Source organism: Caulobacter sp. HJHS_5, from assembly GCF_056683955.1.
The window spans coordinates 1-22,897 of sequence record NZ_JBWZNC010000006.1 but is presented as its reverse complement, the minus strand read 5'-3'; the positions used below and the strand labels follow the sequence as shown (position 1 = coordinate 22,897).

General features: G+C 69.5%; 22 protein-coding genes. 10 read left to right on the top strand and 12 right to left on the bottom strand.

What is annotated here, in order from left to right:
- Window positions 1–70: 70 nt before the first annotated feature.
- A complete protein-coding gene (locus tag ACFLIT_RS12350) occupies window positions 71–1,855 on the bottom strand; it encodes a putative bifunctional diguanylate cyclase/phosphodiesterase (RefSeq protein ID WP_479911546.1) in 1,785 nt (594 codons plus the stop codon).
- 128 nt (window positions 1,856–1,983) lie between these two features.
- The gene (locus ACFLIT_RS12345; protein WP_479911545.1) at window positions 1,984–2,946 is read right to left on the bottom strand and encodes an acetyl-CoA carboxylase carboxyltransferase subunit alpha; all 963 of its coding nucleotides are present in this window, start codon (window positions 2,944–2,946) and stop codon (window positions 1,984–1,986) included.
- A 204-nt stretch (window positions 2,947–3,150) separates the two neighbouring features.
- Between ACFLIT_RS12345 and carB the strand changes: the two genes are divergently transcribed.
- Both carB and ACFLIT_RS12335 read left to right on the top strand, forming a co-directional pair.
- Window positions 3,151–6,444, top strand: a complete 3,294-nt coding sequence (gene carB / locus ACFLIT_RS12340) for a carbamoyl-phosphate synthase large subunit (protein ID WP_479911544.1) — start codon at window positions 3,151–3,153, stop codon at window positions 6,442–6,444.
- Between the two features lie 32 nt (window positions 6,445–6,476).
- Complete coding sequence (locus ACFLIT_RS12335) at window positions 6,477–7,145, top strand: glutathione S-transferase family protein (RefSeq protein WP_479911543.1); 669 nt, start codon at window positions 6,477–6,479, stop codon at window positions 7,143–7,145.
- A gap of 4 nt (window positions 7,146–7,149) precedes the next feature.
- On the opposite strand, the gene ACFLIT_RS12330 is transcribed toward ACFLIT_RS12335, so the two are convergent.
- Window positions 7,150–8,586, bottom strand: coding sequence for a hypothetical protein (locus ACFLIT_RS12330; RefSeq protein WP_479911542.1), 1,437 nt, complete (start codon window positions 8,584–8,586; stop codon window positions 7,150–7,152).
- 155 nt (window positions 8,587–8,741) lie between these two features.
- Between ACFLIT_RS12330 and ACFLIT_RS12325 the strand changes: the two genes are divergently transcribed.
- The 6 genes from ACFLIT_RS12325 (at window position 8,742) to ACFLIT_RS12300 (ending at window position 13,196) form a co-directional block, all read left to right on the top strand.
- A complete protein-coding gene (locus tag ACFLIT_RS12325; RefSeq protein ID WP_479911541.1) occupies window positions 8,742–8,981 on the top strand; it encodes a hypothetical protein in 240 nt (79 codons plus the stop codon).
- Window positions 8,982–9,108: 127 nt separating this feature from the next.
- The gene (gene greA, locus ACFLIT_RS12320; RefSeq protein WP_479911540.1) at window positions 9,109–9,582 is read left to right on the top strand and encodes a transcription elongation factor GreA; all 474 of its coding nucleotides are present in this window, start codon (window positions 9,109–9,111) and stop codon (window positions 9,580–9,582) included.
- Between the two features lie 172 nt (window positions 9,583–9,754).
- A complete protein-coding gene (locus ACFLIT_RS12315; RefSeq protein WP_479911539.1) occupies window positions 9,755–10,519 on the top strand; it encodes an ABC transporter ATP-binding protein in 765 nt (254 codons plus the stop codon).
- Complete coding sequence (locus tag ACFLIT_RS12310) at window positions 10,516–11,283, top strand: ABC transporter permease (RefSeq protein WP_479911538.1); 768 nt, start codon at window positions 10,516–10,518, stop codon at window positions 11,281–11,283. Before ACFLIT_RS12315 ends, ACFLIT_RS12310 begins: the two co-directional genes overlap by 4 nt.
- A 72-nt stretch (window positions 11,284–11,355) precedes the next feature.
- Complete coding sequence (locus tag ACFLIT_RS12305; protein WP_479911537.1) at window positions 11,356–12,093, top strand: hypothetical protein; 738 nt, start codon at window positions 11,356–11,358, stop codon at window positions 12,091–12,093.
- A complete protein-coding gene (locus tag ACFLIT_RS12300) occupies window positions 12,090–13,196 on the top strand; it encodes a DUF2336 domain-containing protein (RefSeq protein ID WP_479911536.1) in 1,107 nt (368 codons plus the stop codon). The genes ACFLIT_RS12305 and ACFLIT_RS12300 overlap by 4 nt, the downstream gene beginning before the upstream one ends.
- On the opposite strand, the gene ACFLIT_RS12295 is transcribed toward ACFLIT_RS12300, so the two are convergent.
- The 7 genes from ACFLIT_RS12295 to ACFLIT_RS12265 all read right to left on the bottom strand — a co-directional run bounded on the left by ACFLIT_RS12295 (window position 13,193) and on the right by ACFLIT_RS12265 (window position 18,522).
- Window positions 13,193–13,681 carry a hypothetical protein gene (locus tag ACFLIT_RS12295; protein WP_479911535.1) on the bottom strand — a complete coding sequence of 163 codons (489 nt, stop codon included), beginning with the start codon at window positions 13,679–13,681 and terminating at the stop codon, window positions 13,193–13,195. The two genes, ACFLIT_RS12300 and ACFLIT_RS12295, sit on opposite strands and share 4 nt — an antisense overlap.
- A 50-nt stretch (window positions 13,682–13,731) precedes the next feature.
- A complete protein-coding gene (locus ACFLIT_RS12290; RefSeq protein WP_479911534.1) occupies window positions 13,732–15,078 on the bottom strand; it encodes a hypothetical protein in 1,347 nt (448 codons plus the stop codon).
- A gap of 151 nt (window positions 15,079–15,229) precedes the next feature.
- On the bottom strand, window positions 15,230–15,436 hold the full coding sequence (locus ACFLIT_RS12285) for a helix-turn-helix transcriptional regulator (RefSeq protein ID WP_479911533.1): 207 nt from the start codon (window positions 15,434–15,436) through the stop codon (window positions 15,230–15,232).
- Complete coding sequence (locus ACFLIT_RS12280; RefSeq protein ID WP_479911532.1) at window positions 15,433–15,834, bottom strand: hypothetical protein; 402 nt, start codon at window positions 15,832–15,834, stop codon at window positions 15,433–15,435. The genes ACFLIT_RS12285 and ACFLIT_RS12280 overlap by 4 nt, the downstream gene beginning before the upstream one ends.
- A gap of 196 nt (window positions 15,835–16,030) precedes the next feature.
- The gene (locus ACFLIT_RS12275) at window positions 16,031–17,629 is read right to left on the bottom strand and encodes a peptide chain release factor 3 (RefSeq protein WP_479911531.1); all 1,599 of its coding nucleotides are present in this window, start codon (window positions 17,627–17,629) and stop codon (window positions 16,031–16,033) included.
- Window positions 17,630–17,728: 99 nt separating this feature from the next.
- Window positions 17,729–18,097: a hypothetical protein gene (locus ACFLIT_RS12270; RefSeq protein ID WP_479911530.1), complete on the bottom strand. Its 369-nt coding sequence runs from the start codon at window positions 18,095–18,097 to the stop codon at window positions 17,729–17,731.
- 89 nt (window positions 18,098–18,186) lie between these two features.
- Window positions 18,187–18,522 carry a DUF1491 family protein gene (locus tag ACFLIT_RS12265; protein ID WP_479911529.1) on the bottom strand — a complete coding sequence of 112 codons (336 nt, stop codon included), beginning with the start codon at window positions 18,520–18,522 and terminating at the stop codon, window positions 18,187–18,189.
- A gap of 104 nt (window positions 18,523–18,626) precedes the next feature.
- Here ACFLIT_RS12265 and ACFLIT_RS12260 point away from each other — a divergent pair, with 104 nt between their 5' ends.
- Entirely contained in the window at window positions 18,627–19,550 is a 924-nt protein-coding gene (locus tag ACFLIT_RS12260) for a hypothetical protein (RefSeq protein WP_479911528.1), read from the top strand.
- A 42-nt stretch (window positions 19,551–19,592) separates the two neighbouring features.
- Here ACFLIT_RS12260 and ACFLIT_RS12255 read toward each other — a convergent pair whose 3' ends face one another.
- Window positions 19,593–21,329 carry a sensor histidine kinase gene (locus ACFLIT_RS12255; protein WP_479911527.1) on the bottom strand — a complete coding sequence of 579 codons (1,737 nt, stop codon included), beginning with the start codon at window positions 21,327–21,329 and terminating at the stop codon, window positions 19,593–19,595.
- A 181-nt stretch (window positions 21,330–21,510) separates the two neighbouring features.
- Here ACFLIT_RS12255 and ACFLIT_RS12250 point away from each other — a divergent pair, with 181 nt between their 5' ends.
- On the top strand, window positions 21,511–22,353 hold the full coding sequence (locus ACFLIT_RS12250) for a sensor histidine kinase (RefSeq protein ID WP_479911526.1): 843 nt from the start codon (window positions 21,511–21,513) through the stop codon (window positions 22,351–22,353).
- Window positions 22,354–22,398: 45 nt separating this feature from the next.
- On the opposite strand, the gene ACFLIT_RS12245 is transcribed toward ACFLIT_RS12250, so the two are convergent.
- Window positions 22,399–22,662, bottom strand: a complete 264-nt coding sequence (locus tag ACFLIT_RS12245) for a hypothetical protein (protein ID WP_479911525.1) — start codon at window positions 22,660–22,662, stop codon at window positions 22,399–22,401.
- Window positions 22,663–22,897 lie beyond the last annotated feature (235 nt).

Genomic DNA, 22,897 nt, shown 5'->3' with positions numbered 1-22,897 from the left:
CTGGGGCGCGGGCCGGCGCGGGCCAACCCGTCGACCGGGCAGTTTTCCTGCCCCCGCCCCTAGCGTCGCTTCAGGCCGCGCGGCGACGGCGCGAGACGACGGCGACCGGCGGAGCGATCACCAGCGGCATTTCGATCGTCCGGGCGGCGATGCCGCCCACGGCCCCGCCCAGCATCTCCAGCAGCTTCGCCGCCGGCGTCGGCCGGCTGATCAGATAGCCCTGAATTTCCGAGCAGCCGTATTCGCGCAGCTTGTCCATCTGGTCCTGGGTCTCCACCCCCTCGGCGGTGGTGGCGATGCCGAGGCTGGCGCCGAGGCCGGTGACCGCCTGGATGATCGCCAGGGCCTCCGGGTCGCGCGGCAGGTCGCGCACGAAGCTTTGGTCGATCTTGATCTTGTCGAACGGGAAGCTGCGCAGATAGCTCAGCGACGAATAGCCCGTGCCGAAATCGTCCATCGAGATGCGCACCCCGAGGACGCGCAGCTTGTGCAGCACTTCGAGGTTGGAGGCGCTGTCGTGCAGCAGCACGGATTCGGTGATCTCCACCTCCAGCCGTTCCGCCGGCAGCCCCGCGTTGGCCAGGGCGGAAACCACCGACTGCACGAAGTTGGGGTTGCGGAACTGCACGGCGGAGATGTTCACCGCCACCCGCACGTCGCTCGGCCAGACGGCCGCGTCGGCGCAGGCCTGACGCAGCACCCACTCGCCCAGCGGATTGATCAGGCCGGTCTCCTCGGCCAGCGGAATGAACTCCACCGGCGCGATCATGCCGCGCTCGGGGTGAAGCCAGCGCACCAGGGCTTCACAGCCGGTGATCCGCTCGGCGGAGAGGTCGTAGAGCGGCTGGTAGTACACCTCGAACTCGCCGGCCTGCAGGGCGCGACGCAGGTCGAGCTCCAGGCGGCGGCGCGCCTGCAGGTTCTCGTCCATGCCCGGCTCGAAGAAGTGAAACCCGCCCCGGCCCTCGCGCTTCACGCGGTAAAGCGCCATGTCGGCCTTCTTCAGCAGTTCCTCGGCGTCGCTTCCATCGGTCCCGAAGATGGCGATGCCGACGCTGGCGCCGACCACCACCTGGTGTCCCTCGACATCGAAGGGTTCGGCCATGGCCGCCACGATGCGGGCCGCCAGGCGCGCGGCGCCGTCCGGCGAGGCCAGCCCGTTCTGCACCACCGCGAATTCGTCGCCGCCCAGGCGCGCCGGGGTGTCGCCCTCGCGCACGCAGCGCTGCAGGCGCTGGGCCGCCATGCCGAGCAGCAGGTCGCCGTGGTTGTGGCCCAGGGTGTCGTTGACGCTCTTGAAGTGATCGAGGTCGATGCACAGCACCGCCGCCCCCTCGCCGCTGCGGGCGGCGCGGGCCAGGGCGTCGACGAACTGCTTCTGGAACAGGGCGCGGTTGGGCAGGCCCGTCAGCGGGTCGAAGTGCGCCAGCTTCTCGATCTGGCGCATGGTCAGTTGGGCGTGTTCGTGCGCGTGCTGCAGCAGGCCCAGCGCCGTGCTCACCCCGAGATAGCGGCCGCGTTCGGCGATGATGAAGCCCCGCAGCAGGTCCGACGGGCGTTCGGTCAGCATCCGCCCCATGAAGTCGGAGATCGGGGCGTCGGCCTCCACCACCAGCGGATTGGGATCCATCACCAGATGGACCGGGCGCCGGGCATACAGGGCGCGGCCGAACTCGGCCGCCATGCGAAGGAAGAAGGCGTTGCGCTCGATGAGGCCGACCGGACGCCCCTCGGCGTCGACCACCGGCACGATCAGGGTGTCCTGCTCGGCCTTGAAGCGATCGTAGACATCCCCGCCGAGCGTGTCGGGACCGACCGGCTCAACCGAGAAAAGCAAGGCGCGAACTGAAGACATGATACCCCCATGGATCGGCGGGGGTATGACTCGGCCGACCTTACCGCCCGCCTAACCACGCGCGATTAAATCAATGAAATCAGTGTCTTAAAAACGTCTACTTAATGTCACAAAGCGAACCGCGTTCGCTATTGCAGCCCCGCCCGGCCGATGGCGTAGAAGCGCTCGGCCCGCTGGGCGCGCAGGCCGTCGGGGCTCAGCTTCGACAGAGCCTTCAGTTCCTGCTCCACCGCGTCGCCCACCGCCCGGATCATGCCCTGCGGATCGGAATGCGCCCCGCCGGCCGGCTCCTGCACGATGCGGTCGACGATCTTCAGGCCCAGCAGGTCCTGGGCGGTGATCTTCATGTTGTTGGCCGCCTGCTTGGCGTGCGCTCCGTCCCGCCAGAGGATCGACGAGGCCGCCTCGGGCGAGATCACCGAATAGATCGAGTGCTCAAGGATCAGCACCTTGTTGGCGGCGGCCAGGGCGATGGCCCCGCCGGAGCCGCCCTCACCGGTGATGGTCGCCACCATCGGCGTACCCAGCGTCAGGCAGCGCTCGGTCGAGCGGGCGATGGCCTCGGCCTGGCCGCGCTCCTCGGCGCCGACGCCCGGATAGGCGCCCGCCGTGTCGACGAAGGTGATCACCGGCAGGTCGAACCGCTCGGCCATGTCCATCAGGCGCACGGCCTTGCGATAGCCTTCCGGCCGCGCCATGCCGAAGTTGTGCTTCAGGCGGGTGGTGGTGTCGGCGCCCTTCTCGTGGCCCATGACCACCACGGGCACGCCGCGGAATCGGCCGAGGCCGCCCACGATGGCCTGGTCGTCGGCGAACTTGCGGTCGCCGCGCAGCTCCACGAACTCCTCGATCAGGGCCGAGCAGTAGTCCTTGAAGTGCGGACGTTCCGGATGGCGCGCCACCTGAGTCTTCTGCCAGGCGTCCAGGTTCGAATAGGCCTGCTTGCGCTGCTTATCGACGCGCTTCCTCAGCGCCTCGATCTCCTTGTCGAAGCCGCCCGCCCCGGCGTCGTCGGAGAGCTTCGAGAGCTCCTCCAGCTTGCTTTCAAGCTCGGCGATGGGCCGTTCGAAATCGAGATAATGCGTCGCCATGAACCCCAAACGCAGGCCGCCGAGAAAGGCGCCGAAACTAGGGCGCGGCGAGCGTCAGCACAAGCGACGCAGGGGGCGACATCTTGAGCATGATCGATGGGGTTGCCCCCGGTCGACTCCCTCTCTAAACGGGCGCCTTAGCCTAGAACTTGGCGGGGACGACGCGCGGAGACGTGCGGCGCCTCTTTGCGCGCGAGTGGACCGATGCCGAAACGTACAGATATCAAGTCGATCCTGATCATCGGCGCCGGTCCCATCGTCATCGGCCAGGCCTGCGAGTTCGACTACTCGGGCGTCCAGGCCTGCAAGGCGCTGCGCGCCGAGGGCTACCGGATCATCCTGGTCAATTCGAACCCGGCCACGATCATGACCGATCCGGACGTGGCCGACGCCACCTATGTCGAGCCGATCACGCCGGAGATCGTCGCCAAGATCATCGAGAAGGAGAAGCCGGACGCCCTCCTGCCCACCATGGGCGGCCAGACCGCGCTGAACACCGCCTTGGCGCTCGAAAGCGCCGGCGTGCTCAAGAAGTTCGGCGTCGAAATGATCGGCGCCCGCGCCGACGTCATCGACAAGGCCGAGGACCGCCAGAAATTCCGCGACGCCATGGACAAGCTGGGCCTCGAGTCGCCCCGCTCCCTGGCCGCCCACACCATGGAAGAGGCCCTCGAAGGCCTGGAGTTCGTCGGCCTGCCGGCGATCATCCGCCCCAGCTTCACCCTCGCCGGCACCGGCGGCGGCATCGCCTACAACCGCGAGGAGTTCGAGGAGATCGTCCTGCGCGGTCTCGACCTCTCCCCGACCACCGAGGTGCTGATCGAGGAATCGGTGCTGGGCTGGAAGGAATACGAGATGGAGGTCGTCCGCGACGTGGCGGACAACTGCATCATCGTCTGCTCCATCGAGAACATCGATCCGATGGGCGTGCACACCGGCGACTCGATCACCGTCGCTCCCGCCCTCACCCTGACCGACAAAGAGTACCAGCGCATGCGCACGGGCTCGATCGACGTCCTGCGCGAGATCGGCGTCGAGACCGGCGGCTCCAACGTCCAGTGGGCGATCAATCCGAAGGACGGCCGCATGGTCGTCATCGAGATGAACCCGCGCGTGTCGCGCTCCTCGGCCCTGGCCTCGAAGGCCACCGGCTTCCCGATCGCCAAGGTCGCCGCCCGCCTGGCCGTCGGCTACACCCTCGACGAACTGGCCAACGACATCACCAAGGGCGCCATGCCGGCCTCGTTCGAGCCGAGCATCGACTACGTCGTCACCAAGATCCCGCGCTTCGCCTTCGAAAAGTATCCGGGCGCCGAGCCCTACCTCACCACCTCGATGAAGTCGGTCGGCGAGGTCATGGCCATCGGCCGCACCTTCGCCGAAAGCCTGCAGAAGGCCCTGCGCGGACTGGAGACCGGGCTTTCCGGCCTGGACGAAATCGAAATCGAGGGCGCCGACGACCCGGACAACGGCCGCGCCGCCGTGCTGCGCGCCCTCGGCGTGCCGACCCCCGACCGCCTGCGCGTCATCGCCCAGGCCTTCCGCCACGGCCTGACCGTCGAGGAAATCGCCGGGGCCTGCGCCTATGAGCCGTGGTTCCTGCATCAGATCGCCGACATCGTGCGCACCGAGGGCCGCGTCCGCGCCGCCGGCCTGCCGGCCGACGCCGTTGGCTTCCGCAAGCTCAAGGCCCTCGGCTTCTCGGACATCCGCCTCGGCAAGCTGACTGGCCAGACCGAAACCGCCGTGCGCGCCGCCCGCCAGGAGCTGAACGTCCGCCCGGTGTTCAAGCGCATCGACACCTGCGCCGGCGAGTTCGCGGCCACCACGCCCTACATGTATTCAACCTATGAGACCGGCGCCCTCGGCCAGACCCCGGACTGCGAGGCCGAGCCCTCGGACCGCAAGAAGGCGATCATCCTCGGCGGCGGCCCGAACCGCATCGGCCAGGGCATCGAGTTCGACTACTGCTGCTGCCACGCCGCCTTCGCGCTCGACGCCGTCGGGGTCGAGAGCATCATGGTCAACTGCAACCCCGAGACCGTCTCGACCGACTACGACACCTCCGACCGCCTCTACTTCGAGCCGCTGACGGCCGAGGACGTGCTGGAGCTGATCCACGTCGAAACGCAAAAGGGCACGCTGCTCGGCGTGATCGTGCAGTTCGGCGGCCAAACTCCGCTGAAGCTGGCCCACCCGCTGGAGCAGGCCGGCGTGCCGATCCTCGGCACCAGCCCCGACGCCATCGACCTGGCCGAGGACCGCGAGCGCTTCCAGCAGCTGCTGCACAAGCTTCAGATCGCCCAGCCCCGCAACGGCTTGGCCCGCACGCCCGAGCAGGCCTTCGCCGCCGCCACCGAGGTCGGCTACCCGGTGGTCATCCGCCCGTCCTACGTGCTGGGCGGCCGCGGCATGGAGATCGTCCACGACGAGCAGGGTCTGGATCGCTACATCCGCACCGCCATGCAGGTCTCGGGCGACAACCCCGTCCTGATCGACCAATACCTGTCGCGCGCCACCGAGGTCGACGTCGACGCCCTGTGCGACGGCGAGGACGTGTTCGTGGCCGGGGTCATGGAGCACATCGAGGAAGCCGGCGTGCACTCGGGCGACAGCGCCTGCTCACTGCCGCCCTTCTCGCTGAAGCCGGAAACCATCGCCGAGTTGGAGCGCCAGACCCGCGAGATGGCCCTGGCCCTCGGCGTGCGGGGCCTGATGAACGTGCAGTTCGCCATCGAGGAGCCGCACTCCGACGCGCCGCGCATCTACGTGCTGGAGGTGAACCCGCGCGCCAGCCGCACGGTGCCGTTCGTCGCCAAGACCATCGGCCAACCGCTGGCCTCCATCGCCGCCAAGGTGATGGCCGGCGCCAAGCTTTCCGACTTCCAGCTCAAGGCCCAGACCCTCGACCACATCGCGGTCAAGGAAGCCGTCTTCCCGTTCGCCCGCTTCGCCGGCGTCGATACGGTGCTCGGTCCGGAAATGCGCTCCACCGGCGAGGTCATGGGCCTCGACTGGAAGCGCGCCAACGAGTCTAGCCTGGCGCCGGCCTTCGCCCGCGCCTTCGCCAAGGCTCAGCTCGGCGGCGGCGTCGTGCTGCCGCAGGGCGGCGCGGTGTTCGTCTCGGTCAAGGACAGCGACAAGCCCTGGATCGTCGAGCCGGTTCGCCGCCTCAAGGCCGCTGGCTTCCGCGTGCTCTCCACCGGCGGCACCTGCGCCTACCTCAAGGAACAGGGCGTCGAGACCGAGCTGGTCAAGAAGGTGCTCGAAGGCCGCCCCCACATCGTCGACGCGGTGAAGAACGGCGACGTCCAGCTCGTCTTCAACACCACCGAAGGCAAGCAGAGCCTGGCCGACAGCTTCGAGATCCGCCGCACGGCCCTGATGGCGAAGATCCCCTACTTCACCACCGCCGCCGGCGCCCTGGCCGCCGCCCAGGCGATCACCGCCGCGCCGCTGGAAGCGCTGCAGGTTCGCCCGCTGCAGAGCTACGGCTGAACAATCAGGGGAGCGTGCTAGCCTCGCTCCCCATGATCACCGTCCATCACCTCGAAGACTCCCGCTCCCAGCGCATCCTCTGGCTGCTGGAGGAGCTTGGCGTCCCCTACGAGGTGAAGCGCTACGCCCGCGACCCGAAGACCCGCCTCGCTCCGCCGGAGCTCAAGGCCATCCACCCCCTCGGCAAGTCGCCGGTCGTCACCGACGGCGGCCTTACCCTCGCCGAGACCGGCGCCATCGTCGAATATCTGGTCGAGACCTACGACCGCGAAGGCCGCCTCGCCCCGGCGCTGGGAACGTCCGAGCGCCTGCGCTGGCGCTATTGGGTGCACTACGCCGAGGGCTCGGCCATGCCGCCGCTGCTGCTCAGCCTGGTGTTCTCGATGTTGCCCCGGCGCGCCCCGGCCCTGGCGCGCGGCCTGGTCGGCGCGGTCTCCAGGGCGGCGATGAAAGGCTTCGTCACGCCGCAGCTATACAACCACCTCGCCTTCTGGGAGGCGGAGCTCTCCGCTACCGGCTGGTTCGCCGGTCCCGGCTTCTCCGCCGCCGACGTCATGATGAGCTTCCCGCTCGAAGCCGCCGCCCAACGCGCGGACCGCGCCGTCCGCCCGAACGCCGCCGCCTTCCTGGCTCGCATCCACGCCCGCCCGGCGTATGCGCGCGCGCTCGATCGCGGCGGCCCCTACGCCTACGCGAGCTGATACGCTATTTCCCCAAGGCGGCGAGACGACGACGCGCCGCTTCGGCCGCCGGGCCGCCATGGGGGCTGTTGGCCAAGGGCGTTAGGACGGTAACGGCGAGTTCGCCCTCACCTCTTGCAAACAGGGTTTCCGCCAACATCAATCGTAACTCCGCGACCTGCTTGGCCTGCATATAGGCTTGCAGCAGCAGTTGCTGGGACAGCTCGCTGGGCCGCCCCTCTTCCGCCTGCAGCGTCAGGCCGGCGTAGGCGAGCGCGCGATAGTCCTCGGGGGTCAGGCCGATCGCCCCGCCCAACAGCGTATCGGCCCGCTTCAGATCGGCCTGCGAGCCGTCGCGCTGGCCGGAGCGTTGATAAAGCGCGGCGCCAAGCAGCGACATCGCTTCGGCGTCCTTGGGATTCGCCGCCACCCAGGTCTCCAGTTGCCGGATACCATTCGCCATCTCCCCGATATTGAGCTCGGCCTCGGCCAGGGTCAGAGTCGCTAAGCGATCGTTGGGATACTGGGCGGCGTTCGCCTTGATCCGTCCCAGCAAAGCGATGGACTGCACATCGCGCTGACCATGTCGCGAACTCACATGCAGGCGGTCGAGGAGGAAGGCGTCGGCGGAGGCCGGAGCTTCCGTCACCGTGATCGTCGGTTCCGTCGTGGCCAGCGCCTTGCGCGGGTAGCGGACGAACTTCACCGAACCTTCGAGATAGCGCCGCAAGGCCTTGTCGAGATCGGTCGTCGACATGCCGAGCGCGTCTTCCATCGACTTCACTGGCGGCCCGCCAGCGAAGACCGCATCGAGGTACTTCTGCATCTGGACATAGCGACCCGGATCGCTGAACAGATAGTGGGTCAGCAGCCACGAGGTGCCGTAGAACGAATGGACTTGATCGCCGCTCAACTCGTCGGGGCGCTGATTCAGCAACTGGGCCGTCGGCATCTGCCCAAGGTCGATCACGGAGTAGACGCGATCGTCGTACCGGCCCACCTCCAGCGTTCTTTCGGAAATGGTGGCGGTGGCGTAGTACTCGGCGAAACCCTCCACGAACCATGCCGGATAGGGCGCTGCGAAGTGCTGCAGCATGAAGTGGTGGGCATACTCATGCTTGACGGTGGAGTCGTCGCCGCCATCGCGGATCGCCGCAGCGAAAATGTCGTTCATGCTGGCTGAATAGTATCCCGCCACCTGATCGCCGACGTCGGATGTCTGAGCCAGCTCCGCATGATCACGCACGAGATAGATCGTCAGCTTGCGCATCTTCGCCGGTCCCGCCGGCGTGTTGTGGCGCGCCTTCAACAGGGCGTCGAAGACCTCCAGGTCGGAGACGTAGTCGCGCAGCGCGCGCTCATTCCCGTTGCTGTAGACGATGAACTGCGGGCTCTCCGCCCGCAGCCATTTCGCATGCGCCGCATCGGGCGCGAGGACCGCCGCGCACAGCGCAGCCGCCATCCATTTCAAACCACGCAAACTCAAAGCCCCAAGACATCCCGAACCGAGCGAGAATACTCAAGCTTTGCGGGCGGACTCAATGCGCTCGCCTCACACGGGATGTCGATAACTTGCGACGCTGAAGAACCACGGCGGCCTTCGGGCGTTCTGCGGCCATGGCCCTGACCGAACTCGCCTCAACACCGCCCTCCCATTCGTCCACGCGGACCCGTCTGTTTAGCGGCGTGGCGACCGCCGCCCTGGCGGGAACCGCCGGCGTCGCCGTCTTCGGGCTGTTTTACGTCGTGGGCGCCGTTCTCGGGCTTGCGGCGCTGGCCGTCGGCGGGGTGCTGCTACTCATCGGACTGGCGAGGATGGCTGGGAAATCGCGCCGCAAATCGGTGGCCGCGACCTAGGCTGGCAAAGCCCCGCCTCGCCAGACCTTGTTTTTCAGGGATCGGCCTCATATCCTTTCCGGCCCCGGTCGTACGCGCCGCGACCGGTGGATGCCTTCCCTTGGGCGCGCCGAGCTGAACATCCGCAATGGAAAAAGTGCCGATGACCGCCGGGGGCTACCAGGCCCTCGACGAAGAACTGAAGCGTTTGAAGACCATCGAGCGGCCCGCCGTCATCGCGGCGATCGCCGAGGCGCGCGCCCATGGCGATCTCTCGGAAAACGCCGAGTATCACGCCGCCAAGGAGCGTCAGGGCTGGATCGAAGGCCGCATCGCCGAGATCGAGGACAAGATCGCTCGCGCGCAGGTCATCGACGTGTCGCGGCTGTCCGGCGAGCAGGTGAAGTTCGGCGCCACCGTCAGCGTGGTCGATGAGGACACCGAGGACGAGGCCAAGTACCAGATCGTCGGCGAGCACGAAGCCGACGTGAAGGAAGGCCGCATCAGCCTCTCCTCGCCGCTGTCGCGCGCCATGATCGGCAAGGCCGTGGGCGATGTCGTCGAGGTCAACACGCCCGGCGGCGTGAAGGCCTACGAGATCACCAAGGTCGAGTGGCTGTAAAAAAACGCCCGCTCACCCCGGCGCAGGCCGGGGCCCAAGCTGAGCTTCCGAAATTATGCACCGGCTTCGGAGCCGTTGCGGCGCTGCGCCTTGCCTCGATCATCCGCCTGGATCCCGGCTTTCGCCGGGAAGAGCGGTGGATGGTGAGTTCGTGAAAGCGTAGCTTCGCGGAATGACCGCGGTCGCCGCTCTCCACGCCGTCGAGGTGGATTATCCCGGACCCAAGTCCGGGCGCCGGCGCGCGCTCGGGCCATTCGACCTCGCCCTGCGTCCGGGCGAGACGGTCAGCCTCGTCGGCCCGTCCGGCTGCGGCAAGTCCACCGCCCTGCGCCTTCTGGCCGGCCTGGAAGCCCCGACGCGCGGCAAGGTCGTTCGCCTCGCCGGCCGCGGCGAAACCGCCCTGGTCTTCCAGAGCCCCACCCTGGCGCCCTGGCTCGACGCCGCCGCCAATGTCGCCCTGCCGCTGGAGCTGGCCGGCGTCGGCAAGGCCGAGGCCCGGCGCCGGGCCATCGAGGCCCTGGCCCGCGTGGGGCTAGGCGAGGCGGCCTCCACCGCGCCGCGAGCGCTCTCCGGCGGCATGGCCATGCGGGTCTCGCTCGCCCGCGCCCTGGTCACCCAGCCGCGCCTGCTGCTGCTCGACGAGCCGTTCGCCGCGCTCGACGAGATCGTCCGCCGCCGCCTGGCGGATGACATGCTGGCCCTGGTCGCCGAACTCGGCTGCGCCGTCGCCTTCGTCACCCACAATGTCGAGGAAGCCGTCTACGTCGGTGGCCGCGTGGTGGTCATGACCCCCGGCCCCGGCCGCGCGGCCTATGAGACGGCGGTCGATGCGCCCCTGCCCCGCCCGGCAGGTTTCCGCGCCACGCCCCTGTTCCGCGAGACGGCCGAAGCGGTTTCGACCCGGCTGGCCCTGGCCATGGAACGCGCGCCCGCATGAAGCGCCTCGTCGCCATCCTCGCCCCCCTGGCTTTGATCGCCCTCCTGCTCGGCGCCTGGGAGACCGCCTGCCGCCTGCTGGCGATCCCGGCCTACTTCCTGCCGCCGCCCTCGGCCGTCGCCGCCGCCCTGGTCGCCGACGCCGGCACGCTCACCCGCTCGGCGTTCAACACCCTGGCCATGGCCATGGCCGCGCTGGTCGTCGCCGCCATCGCCGCCCTCGGCCTCGCCCTGGTCTCGGCGCTCAGCTTCACCGTCGAACGCGCCGTGCGCCCCCTCGCCCTGGCCCTGCAGGTGACGCCGATGATCGCCGTCGCGCCCCTGGTCGCCATCTGGGCCGGCGTCGCCCACCCTGAACGCGCCGTGGTGGCCCTGGCGTCGCTGGCCGCCTTCTTCCCGATCTTCTCCGGCGCCCTCACCGGCCTGCAGTCGGCCGACCGCGACCTGCACCGCCTGTTCGCCCTCTATGGCGCCAGCCGCCGCCAGGTCCTGTTCCGGCTGCGGCTTCCGGCCTCGGCGCCCTTTGTCGTCGAGGGGCTGCGCGTGGCCGCCGGCCTGGCCGTCATCGGGGCGGTGGTGGCCGAGTTCGTCGCCGGGTCCGGGGCGGCCCAGGGCCTCGCCTGGCGCATCCTGGAGGCCGGCAACCGGCTGCAGACGGCGCGGATGCTGGCGGCGATCGTCGCCCTGGCCCTGCTCGCGGGCCTGCTCCACCTGGGCTTTACGCTCATCGAACGAAGATTCTTCGCCCGCTGGCTGGCGAATTAGCACGCGTTAGGCGTGGATTAAGCGCTCCATGCCCAAGGTTGACCGGGGTTCAAGTCAGCTGATCGATCCACAATGCGTCTGCCGTCCGTTGTCGTCATCGCCGCCTGCCTGGCCGGCGTCGCCACCGCCGCGAGCGCGGAGGATCGCTTCGGCCCGTCACCGGCGGCGGCCGCCACGGCCGCCGAGGCCTATGCGACCCCCACGCCGCTCGGCTGGTCCGGCAAGATGACCGTCCAGCAGGCCGCCGTGAACACGCCCCGCGACCTGCCGCAGCCGCTCGCCAATGGCCTGCTTCGCAACACCAGCGTCCTGTCCTCCGGCCGGCTGCGGATCGCCCCGTCGGTGGTTCCCGCGCCGCAGCCCGTCCTCCGCGGCGCCCCCGCGCCTCAGCCGGCGCCGCAGCCGGTGGCGCAAGCCGCGCCCCGCCCCGTTCCCGTCGTCGCTCCGACGCCCGCGCCCCAAGCCGCCCTGACCGCCCCCGCGCCCGCGAAGACCGCCCCGGCCAAGGTCATGCTCGCCGGCGGCCCGCCGGAAGCGGCCCCGCCCGTCGCCCAGGCCGGGCAACTGACCGCCCCCCTGCCCAGCACCCTGTTCGAGGGCGCCCCGGCGCCCGTCGAGGCCAGCCCCTCCACCTCGGCCATCACCCGCGCCCGCCTCGCGGCCAACGCCGCCAACACCGGCGCGACCGGCCAGGCGACGCCGCGTCTCTACTCGGTGCACAGCGGCTACGGCATGGTCCCCGACCCCATCCCCCTCGACCAGACCGGCGTCGGTCAGGTCGACGTCGTCCAGTCGGGCGGCGTGCAATGAGCTCGCGCCTTCAGTCCCTGATCGCCCTCGCCAAGGAACCGTCGAGCCAGCGCCGCCGCGAGCTGCTGCGCAACGTCACCGACATGTTCTTCGAGGGCGACGGCTACAACGCCGCCGAAACCGCCCTCTTCGACGCCGTCATGGGCCAGTTGGCCAACGAGATGGAAGCCGCCGTGCGCGCCGAACTCTCGACCCGGCTTTCGATGTCGCACTTCGCCCCGCCGCAGCTGGCCCGCGCCCTCGCCAACGACAACATCGAGGTGGCCGCGCCGATGCTGTGCGGCTCGTCCGCCCTCAGCGACGAAGACCTGATGCAGGTGGTGGAAAGCCGCGGCCAGGATCACCTGCGGGCCATCTCCCTGCGCACCACGGTTTCCAGCCGCGTGTCCGACGCCATCGTCGAACACGGCGACGACGACACGCTGGGCGTGCTCCTGCGCAACAACGGCGCCGAGCTCTCGCGTCAGGCGCATGAGGTCGTGGTCGACCGCGCGCACGCCAATCCAGACCTGCACGCGGCCGTGGTCAATCGCGCCGCCGTGCCGATCGACCTGCTCAACGAGATGTACTTCAAGGTCGAGGCCCAGTTGCGCGAGCAGATCCTGCAGCGCAACGCCGAGATCGACCCCGCCGACCTCGAAGCCGCCCTCCGCGCCGGACGCCACCGCGTCGCCGTTCAGGACGGCGCCCTGCCGCCCGACTACAACCAGGCCGAGGCCTTCGTCCGCAACCTGAAGGCCACCGGCGGCATCACCCCCCAGTCCCTCGCCGGCATGCTGCGCGCCAAGCAGACCACCCGCTTCCTGGTCGCCCTGGCCGATCTCGCCGACATCGATTTCCATACCGCCCGCCGCATTCTCGAGCGTCGCGAGCTCGACGTGCTGGCCATCGTCTGCAAGGCCGCCGGCTTCGACCGCGCCCTGTTCCTCACCTTCGTGATGCTGATCCTCGACGGGGCGGTGAACGTGATGGAACGCGCCCGCGAGTACGGCCAGACCTACAACGACCTGCCGGTCGCCTCGGCCCGCCGCACCATCCAGTTCTGGAAGCTCCGCCGTCAGGCGGGCGATGTCGGCCAGACCGCCGAGAGCGCGGTCGCCTAGCTTACTTGATCCCTGGCGAGCGGCATCACCGCGCCGTCCAGCATGCGGTAGCCACCCATCCACGGGATGGTTTCGTTGCCCGGCGGTACGCCTCTAATGGATCTGCCCGACCAGATGAGACGTCCGTTGGCGTCCAGGCTGGCCAATCCGCTTTTCGAGGCGGCTAGCGCTCGCGCGTCCAGCCCATCGGGGCCCATCAGTTCGGCGAAGCGCGACGAGGGTCTGCTGTCGACCATGCTGGGCTCGAGCGAGCACGGCACATCGATCTTGATAGCCTGACCTCGCTTGAAGGCCTGCCCTGCAAGCACATCATTGACCTGGCCTTTCACGACGCAGGTCCCAGTGCGAGCGTTCGGCAGCTCGACAGTACTGACGGATATCCGCACCACGTTGACGACCGAGACGGGGTTCTGAGCCGATGCCAGGCCCCCGAGGGTTATCAGGACGACCGCCGAAAGAACAAACACGCTAGGGCGCAAGCGCATACCGAGCTCCCGATTGATCGGTTGAAGCTAGAGCACGATTGCGGCGGTCGCTAGGCGGCCGAAATTCCCGCCCGCAGACGCTCCAGGGAGTCCGAGGCCATGCCGGCCAGGGAGCGCAGGCCCTCTTCCGCGAACACCTCGAAGGCGGCCGTCAGGGCCATGGCCGCGGCGGCGCGCTGGCCCTTGTCGCGGCCGGTGATCTCCACCCGGGCTTCGTAGAGCCGCGCCAGGTTCACCTGGGTCAGGGCCCAGGCCACCGGCTGGCGGCGCGGCTGGCCGGAGATCAGTTCGGTCTTCAGCGCGGCCTCGGCCGCGTCCAGCACCGCAAGATCGCCGGTAAGTTCGGCGCAGCGCGCCAGGCAGACGGCGCGGTTGTTGGCGACGATGGCGGTCAGTTGCAGCGCCGGATGGTCGGCCAGCACGCCGCGGGCGCGATCCAGGGCGGTCACCGCCTGTTCGAACGAACGTTCGTCGGTGGTCGCCTCGCCCAGCGACTGCAGGCCGAGGCCCAGGGCCGCGTGCAGCCGCGCCCAATCCAGCGGGCTGTGATCGGGCGGAACCATCTCCGTCGCCTCGGTCAGCAGTTCGACGCCGTCGAGGATCAGGCCGACGTCGCCGCAGGTCTCGCCGGCCAGCACCAGGCCGCCGCCGCGCAGGGCGTCGACGCGCGCCGCCGCCACCGGCTCATAGGCGGGATCGAGCGTGCGGCGCAGTTCGCCCAGCTCCTGCAGCGCCATGTCGATCGGGGCGCGGTCCTTCTGGCGCGCGCCGCAGGCGATCAGCAGATCGGCCCGCACCGCGATCTGCTCGGCCAGGGCCAGCCGCAGGTCGTGGCGCCCCCGCACCTCGGCCTTCAACACGCGTAGCGGGGCTTCCAGGGCCCGGGCGCCGGCCAGGGCGGCGTCGAAATCGTTCTTGGCCAGGGCGGCGCGTCCGGCCAGGCCGGCCTCGAGCGCGCGGGCCATGGGCGAGCCGGCGGTCAGGGTCAGCATGTGGCCGGCCGCGGCCGTCAGGCCCTCGTCGCCGAACAGTTCGGCCCCCAGCAGGGCGCATTGCGCCTGCTCGCAGCGGGCGCGGGTCAGCGCGGCCCCGCTCGCCTTGCCGGCGGCGGATTCCGCATGGGCGGCGGCCTTGCGCAGGGCGACCGGATCCCCCGCCCGGCGAGCGACCTCGCGCCACAGGGCGGCGGCGCGCAGGGCGGCGGCGGACGGCTCGGCCACGCCGCGCGCGGCCGCGGCGTCGGCGGCTCGGGCTTCCACGGTCAGCAGGGAAAGATCGAGAAGTTCATACAGCGAGCGGTCGGCGGCGACCGGCACCCCCTTGAAAACGCCCCGGCTCGACTTCGCGGCGACGCTCGCCTGGAAGCGGCGGCGCAGGTCTCGGCCGAAATCGAACATCAGACGACTCCCGGTCGGCCGAGTCCCACGGCGGGACGTCGACTGCTGACCTAACGCCTGAAGAGCAAAGCCGGAGCCGCGCGCGTTAACAAGTCATTAAGATCAATTACCGCCTTGTTAACCATAAGTTTTTGGGGACGACGCTCATCGCTCACACCGATTTGTGATGCGGGTTCTCGAAGATCGCCTCGATCGGCCGCTCGAAAAGCACCGCGATACGGAACGCGAGGTCCAGCGACGGATCGTGCTTTTCCGTCTCCAGGGCGTTCACCGCCTGGCGGGAGACGCCCAGCCTCTCCCCCAGGTCGGCCTGGCTCCAGCCCCGCTCGGCCCGCAGCACGCGCAGGGTGTTCTTCATCGGCTGGTCTTCACGAACGGGCTGACCAGGCCGAAGGCGGCCCAGAACGCCGGCAGCACCAGCCACGCGGGAAGATGCGGCGCATCCGCGTAGCTTTCCAGGAAGCCCCAGGCGGTGGCCACGGCGATGGCGGCGCCCGACGCCAGCAGCACCCGCTTGGTGACCACGGCGGCGACGAATTCGTCGCTCTCCTCGATCAGCCTGAGGATGGCCCAGAACTGCCCGATGGCCGGCGCCGCCACCGCCAAGGCCAGCACCCACGATCCCGGGGCCCGCAGATCGTCGAAAGCGCCGAAGATCGCCGCCACATTGATCGCCACATAGGGAACGGTGAAGGCGAGGATGCGGAAGGCGTAGCGACGCCCCGCGGCGGTTTCAAAACGGTCGACCCTTGCCATGTCGTGTACTCCTGACGATATGTCAGGTCTACATGACTTTCCTGGGGCGTGTCAAGTTGACCTGACACCCTCAGGCTTCGTCATCCTGAGCGTCCGGCGCGGTCGGCTTGTCGAAGGACGCACTGCGCCGCCGCCTCGCATGCTTCGATACGCGCGCTGCTCAGCATGACGAAGATGTGGTGCGGCAGGTCTAAGCCTAACCCCGCTCGCGCGTCCGCAGGAACTGCACCTTCGGATAGCGCTCGGCGACGTAGCCGATCTCCCAGGCGCTCTTGGCCAGGAACACCGTCTGGTTGTCGATGTCGGTGGCCATGGCGGTGCGATGCTTGGAGGCGAAGTCCTCCACGTCGGCCGGAGCGCCCGCCAGCCAGCGGGCTTCGGCGAACGGCGCGCTCTCGAAGATCACGTCGAGAGCGTATTCGCCGCCCAGGCGGTCGGCCATCACCTCGAACTGCAGCTGCCCCACGGCGCCGACGATGAAGTCCGAGCCGATCTCCGGGCGGAACAGCTGGGTCACCCCCTCCTCCGCCAGGCCCTCGAGCGCCTTCTTCAGGTGCTTGGCCTTCAGCGGGTCCTTCACCCGCACGCGGCGCAGGATTTCCGGCGCGAAGTTCGGCAGGCCGGCGAAGCGCAGCGATCCGCTCTCGGAAAGGCTGTCGCCCACCCGCAGCACGCCATGGTTGGGAATGCCGATCACGTCGCCGGCGAAGGCCTCCTCGGCCAGCTCGCGGTCGGAGGCGAAGAACATGATCGGGGCGTTGATGCTGATCTGCTTACCGGTGCCCTGGCTCTTCAGCTTCATGCCGCGCTCGAACTTGCCGCTGGTCAGGCGGAAGAAGGCGATGCGGTCGCGGTGGTTGGGGTCCATGTTCGCCTGGACCTTGAACACGAAGCCGGAGACCTCGCTGTCGCCGGGCGCGATCTGGCTTGCCTCGCCGGCCTTCTCGACCTTGGCCGGATGCGGCGGGGGGGCGAAATCGCCGATGCCCTGCAACAGCTGGTCGACGCCGAAGTGTCTCAGTGCGGAGCCGAAAAACACAGGCGTCATATGGCCTTCTAGGAAACTCTTCACCTCGAACGGCTTCGAGGCGCCGGCGATCAGCTCCGCGCCCTCCTCCGCCTCGACCTGCTCCTGCTCACTCATGAACTGGGCCAAGCTGTTGGCCTTCAGCGACACCGGCTCCGGGTGCCCCTCCTCGTCGTTCGAGCTCTTCTTTGCATAGGGGATGAAGCGCTCACCGCGCAGGTCGATCATGCCGCGGAAGCGGTTGCCCGACCCCGCCGGCCAGTAGAGCGGCACGGGGTCCAGCGCCAGCTTGGACGACACCTCGTCCAGCAGTTCCAGCGGATCCTGGGCCTCGCGGTCCATCTTGTTGATGAAGGTGATGATCGGGATGTCGCGCAGGCGGCAGACCTCGAACAGCTTCAACGTCTGCGGCTCGATGCCCTTGGCCGCGTCCAGCACCATGATCGCGGCGTCGGCGGCGGTCAGGGTCCGGTAGGTGTCTTCCGAGAAGTCCTCGTGGCCTGGGGTGTCCAGCAGGTTGAACATCAGCCCGGCGTGGTCGAACGTCATCACGCTGGCGCTGACGCTGATGCCGCGCTCGCGTTCGATCTTCATCCAGTCGGAGCGGGTGCGGCGGTTCTCGCCGCGGGCGCGCACGGCGCCGGCCGCCCGGATCGCCCCGCCGGCCAGCAGCAGGTTTTCCGTCAGCGTCGTCTTGCCGGCGTCGGGGTGGGAGATGATCGCGAAGGTGCGCCGGCGCGCGGCTTCGGCGGAGGTGCTCAGAGACATGGCGTCCGGTTAGCCGCCGCCCCCGGCCTTGTCACCTCCCGAGTCTCGGGGCCGGCCTCGATCCAGACGTTATCTGAACCGGACCAACGCCGGATTCGCTCAGGCCGCGAGTCGCCGCCAGACAAGGCGGTCCGCTTCCAGGGTGGTGAGAACGCCGGCCTGCTGTCGCTCGAACAGCACCGCCATCACCTCGAAGCTCACGTCGGCGTAGCGCACGCTCACCTGCTCGGGGCGGGCGCCGATGGTCGGGGCGACGAACAGCGCGGCGTTCACCCCCGGCGCCTTCTGCTGGATCAGCATGGCAAGGCGTCGCGCCCTCTGCGGCTCGCTGATCGGCAGCACGGGATGCTCGGCGAAAAGCTCGGCCCCCAGGCGTGACACCGCGTCCAGGTTCAGAACCGCGAACCGCTTGGCTACGTGCGGCGGCGCACGCTCGCCGTCATCCAGTTGCAGAACGAAATTGTTCATCAGGAAAAACATGGACGGGCACGGACGCGACTAAGGTTGAGTGCGCCACTCTGTCACGGCCGGGCTTTCAACCGCGTTTCCGAAGGCGGTTAACCGGCGTTTTCCACGCGTTCGGTGAGGAAATGCCGCCCCTCCCGGTCTTCGATCTCCACGACCCACACATCGGGATCGAACCGTCGGGCCCGCTCGATATAGCCGTCCAGTTCGCGCTCGTCGGTGCTGGCGATGGGCTGCATCCAGATGCGTTCGCCGTCGCCGCGCACCGCCTCGCTGTAGAGCCGGGCCGTCCCGTCGCCGCGGTTGACGGCCTTGACCAGCACGGCCCCGGCCCGCGCGTCGCCCTTGCGGGCCACGGCGGCGAAGGCGCCGCCCAGTTCGGCGCGGCGGATCAGGGCGCCGACCCAGACGTCCGTGGGCAAGATCATACTTTGTTGTCCTTGTTTGCTAACCGCGCCGCAAGCGCGATCCGGCTAGGAGAGGTTCGATCCGGCGCCGCTCGGCGCCGCCGCATGCCGACAGAAAGTCGTGAATGACGCGCCGTAGCGCTCTCGTCCCGCCGCTCCTCGCCGGCGCCGCCGCCCTGTCCGCCTCCCTGGCGGCGACGGCCCCCGCGCGCGCCGCGGCCATCGATCTGTTCTACGAACGCACGGTGATGAGCGCCGCCGACGCGCGCTGCAACCTGTTCACCGCCCCGCTCGGCTCCGCCCTCAACGCCGCCCGCGCCCAGGCGCGCGGCGCCGCCCTGCGTTCCGGCGTCGAGGGCGACGCCCTGCTCGCCGCCGAGCAGCGCGCGGTCACCAAGGCCCGCGCGGTCGATTGCCGCTCGCCCGACATGGCTGTCGCCGCCGGCCGCGTGCGCACCGCCTTCGACGGCTTTCAGCGCCTCACCGTCATGACCTACCCGGGCGAGATCGCCGCCTGGAAGGCCGAGCGCTCGATGGCCCGCCACAACGCCGTCTGGGCTCTGTCTCAGACCACCAGCTTCGGCTGGGACAAGGCCAATGTCGGGGTGGTCTCCGGCGAGAACGCCCTCGCGGCCGTGGCGACCTTCGCCGACGGGGCCCAGCCCTACGCCGCCCGCCTCATGCTGCGGGATGCGCGCCGCGCGCCCGCGCCATATCTCGACCGCCATCTGGCGGACGCCTCGGGCCGGCTGCCGCTCTCGGCCCGCCTGCCGCCGGCCACCGCCATGCGCGCCATCAACGCCGACCGGAAGGACGCCGCGCCGGAAACCCTGCTGCCCGACCCCGGCCGCAAGGGCGCCGCCAAGACCGGCGTCGCCTTCCGCTTCCCGACCTCGGCGGTCGCCGCCCTGGCCGGTCTCGATCCGCGCGAAGCCGTCGCCGTCGATTTCGTCTTCACCGGCCGCAAGGGCGACGTGGTCCGCCGCGCCTACATCGAAGTCGGCGACTTCGCCGCCGGCGCCGCCTTCGTGCAGACCGCCGCGCGGTAGGCAGATGGGCCGCCCTCCTCCTTCGAGCGAGGATTTCGCCCGCTAACGCGTCGGCGCGAACGGCACCACATTGCCGCTGACCGTCGGGCCGGCCGGCTCGGGCTCGGCCCGGACCTCAGGCTCAGGCTGGCCCTCGGCCTCGCCCGCAATCCCCACCGGCAGGCGCACGGTCACCGTCGTACCCGCGCCCAGCCGGCTTTCCAGCTGCATCTCGCCGCCGTGCAGTTCGGCGAACGCCCGGACCAGCGACAGGCCGAGGCCCGAGCCCTGGGCGCGCTGCTCGGAATCGCCCGCCTGTTCGAACGGCCGGCCCAGTCGCGCCAGGTCCTCCGGCGAGATGCCGACGCCCGTATCGGCGACGATCAGCTCGAACTGGCCGCGATAGGCCTGGGCGGTCACCGTCACCGAGCCGCCCTTCGGGGTGAACTTCAGGGCGTTGGACACCAGGTTTAGCACCATCTGCTTGATCGCCCGTGGGTCGCCGTCGATCTCCAGCGGGCCCGGCGGCAGGAGGCCGCGCAGGGCGATCCCGGCCCCGTCGGCCTGCAGGCGCATCAGCCGCAGCGCCGCCGTGATCGGCTCGCGCACGTCCATGATCTCGCGATCCAGTTGATACCGCTCCGCCTCGATCTTCGACATGTCGAGCAGGTCGCTGATCAGGTCCAGCAGGTGACGCCCGCTCTCGTGGATCAGCTCCACGTACTCGCCGTAGCGCCCCTCCAGCGGGCCGAACATCCGCGCCCGCATGATGTCGGAAAAGCCCATGATGGCGTTCAGCGGGGTGCGCAGTTCGTGGCTCATGTTGGCCAGGAATCGCGAGCGGCCGGCCGCCCGGCTCTCGGCCTCGACCTTCTGTTGTTCCAGCGACGCCTCGCGGGCCTGTTCCACGGTGACGTCGCGCACGGCGGCCAGGATCTGACCGTCGCCGAGGCGGCGCAGACTGGCGATCAGGCTGCGGTCCTGGGCCGTGCGCGGCGTGAAGGCGACTTCGGCCTGCCCGTCGGCGAGGGCGGCCTCGAGCGCCAGGCGCAGGGTCAGGTCGTCTTCCGGCCGCCCCACGGCGGGCAGGCCGCCGCGCATCAGGGCGGCGGGCGAAGCGCCCTCGATCGGCGCGCCCCAGATCTGGCGCACCCGTCCCTCGCGGCTCATCGACAGCAGCATGAAGGGCTGGGCCTCCAGGGTGCTCTGCAGGCTGCGCGCCTCGCGATGCAGTTCGCCCTCGCGGGTGGCGGCGCCGCGACCGCTGACGATCAGCCCGGCGCCGACGCCCAGCGCCGTCGTCCCCAGGGCCATCAGACCCAGCCACAGGGAAAGCTCCGTCGACGGCGCCGGCCCGGCGAGGCCGGCCAACTGCGCCAGGGCGACGACGCCCGCCCCCATCAGCGCCAGGGTCGCGCCCTCGGCCAGGCGGCGCGGTATTTCAAGAGGGTCGCCCTCGCCCATGGCGGCCACCACCACCGGCGCCAGGCACCACGCGGCCAGCGGGCCGGAAACGCCGCCGTTGAAGTTGGCAGCCAGGGCGCCGCCCGCGGCCCAGGCGACGATGGAGACCGAGCGCCAGGTCGGCCAGGTTGAAAACTGCAGGTCCAGCACCGCCGGGGCGGCGGCGGCGGCGAGGCCCACGGCGAGGAACGGCGAGACGCCCGTCGGCGTCAGCGCCAGGGCCAGGCCGAACCCACCGATCAGCGCCAGCCAGGCGACGCGCCAAGCGAGCGCGCGGGTCGCCATTCCGCCGGAGAAGGCGTTGAGCGAACCGATTCGGTGCGGAGCCCCGGACATGGCGCGAATCTAACGACGCGATCGCGGCGAAGCGAGGGCATGCAATCGGCAGGCGATCAACCCGCTGGGGATGAAGTTGTGGATGGAAACTGATTCGTAAGCGCCTTTCTGCAATTTGGCGAACTTGGACGTGCGCTCGCGGCTGTCACGACGCCCATCCCCGCGCCAGAAAGGCCAAACCTTGTCGTCAGCGGCCGTCACGCCGTTCCGCCTTCCCGCCAACGCCGCGCCCGAGACGCGGGCGGCGAACGGCGACGTTCTGACGCCTCCCACCCGGGCCGAAATCCGCCGGATCAACCGCGCCCGTCGGCGCGCGACCATGCTCGACGAGCAGAAACGCGACTTCCTGCGGATGGTCAGCCATGAGCTGCGCACGCCGCTGAACGCCATCATCGGCTTCTCCGAGATCATCGCCTGCGAGCTCTACGGCCCGCTCGGCGCCCCGCAGTACAAGGAATACGCCGAGCACGTCCGCGCCAGCGGCCACAAGCTCCTGCGGCTGGTGAACCAGGTGCTGGAGATGGCCCGGCTCGAGGGTCACGCCCTCGACCTGTCGCTGCGGGCTGAACCGCTCGACCAGGCTATCGAAGGCGCCCTCGTCTCCCTGCGCGACGAACTGGCCGCGCGCGGCGCCAGGATCGACGTCGTCCATCTCGACCTTCCCGGCGCGCCGATGCCGACGGTGATGGCCGATCCGCGCGGCTTGCGCAGCCTGCTCGTTAACCTCTTGCAAAATGCAATTACCCACGGCGGCGCTCCCGTCAGCGTGCGCGTGCGCCGCGCGGCCGACGGCGTTCAGCTGATCGTCGACGACGCCGGCCCCGGCGTGCCGGCCGCCGCCCTGCCCCGCCTGCTCCGCCCCTTCGAACACGCCGAGACCGCCCTCACGCGCGGCGGCGGCGGCGGCGCGGGCCTCGGCCTGCCGATCATCGACCTGCTCTGCGACGCCATGGGCGCGACCCTGCACCTGCGGTCCGACACCGGCCAGGGCTTCACGGCGACGGTGACCTTCACGGCGGCTTGAGCGATCAAGTTCCCTTCCCCCTCGATGGGAGAGGGGAGAAAATGTTCAGTGGGCCTTGTCGATCTGCTTCTCGATGGCGTCGTGCTGCGCCTCGCCGGCGTCCTCGGCCGCATCCGCCTGCTTGTTCAGCGCATCTTTCTGAGCGTCGGTCGGCGCCGCGTCCGCCTGCCGCTCCAGCGCATCCGACTGCATTTCGCCCGCTTCCTTGGCGGCGTCGGCCTGCCGATGCCCGGCGTCCTCTTCGGGGCCGCTGCAGGCGGCCAGGGTCAGGGCCGCGAGGGCGGCGGCGGGAAGGACGAACTTCAGCATGGTGGTTCTCACGAAGGTGGATGTCGCCAAGCCAACGCCATCGACGCCAAGAGGTTCGCCCACCAACCGTTCCAGCCGCGACTTTGGGAGCCTTCCTCCGGCCCGCTGGACGAGGGTTGAACCACCCAAAGCCCGTCATAGCCGGCCTTGTGCCGGCGACCTTCCGTGCATCTGGTCAAGGCTTGGCGTGAGCCCAAGGCTGTTGATCCCGGACGATGGCGTTGAGAGTGACGAG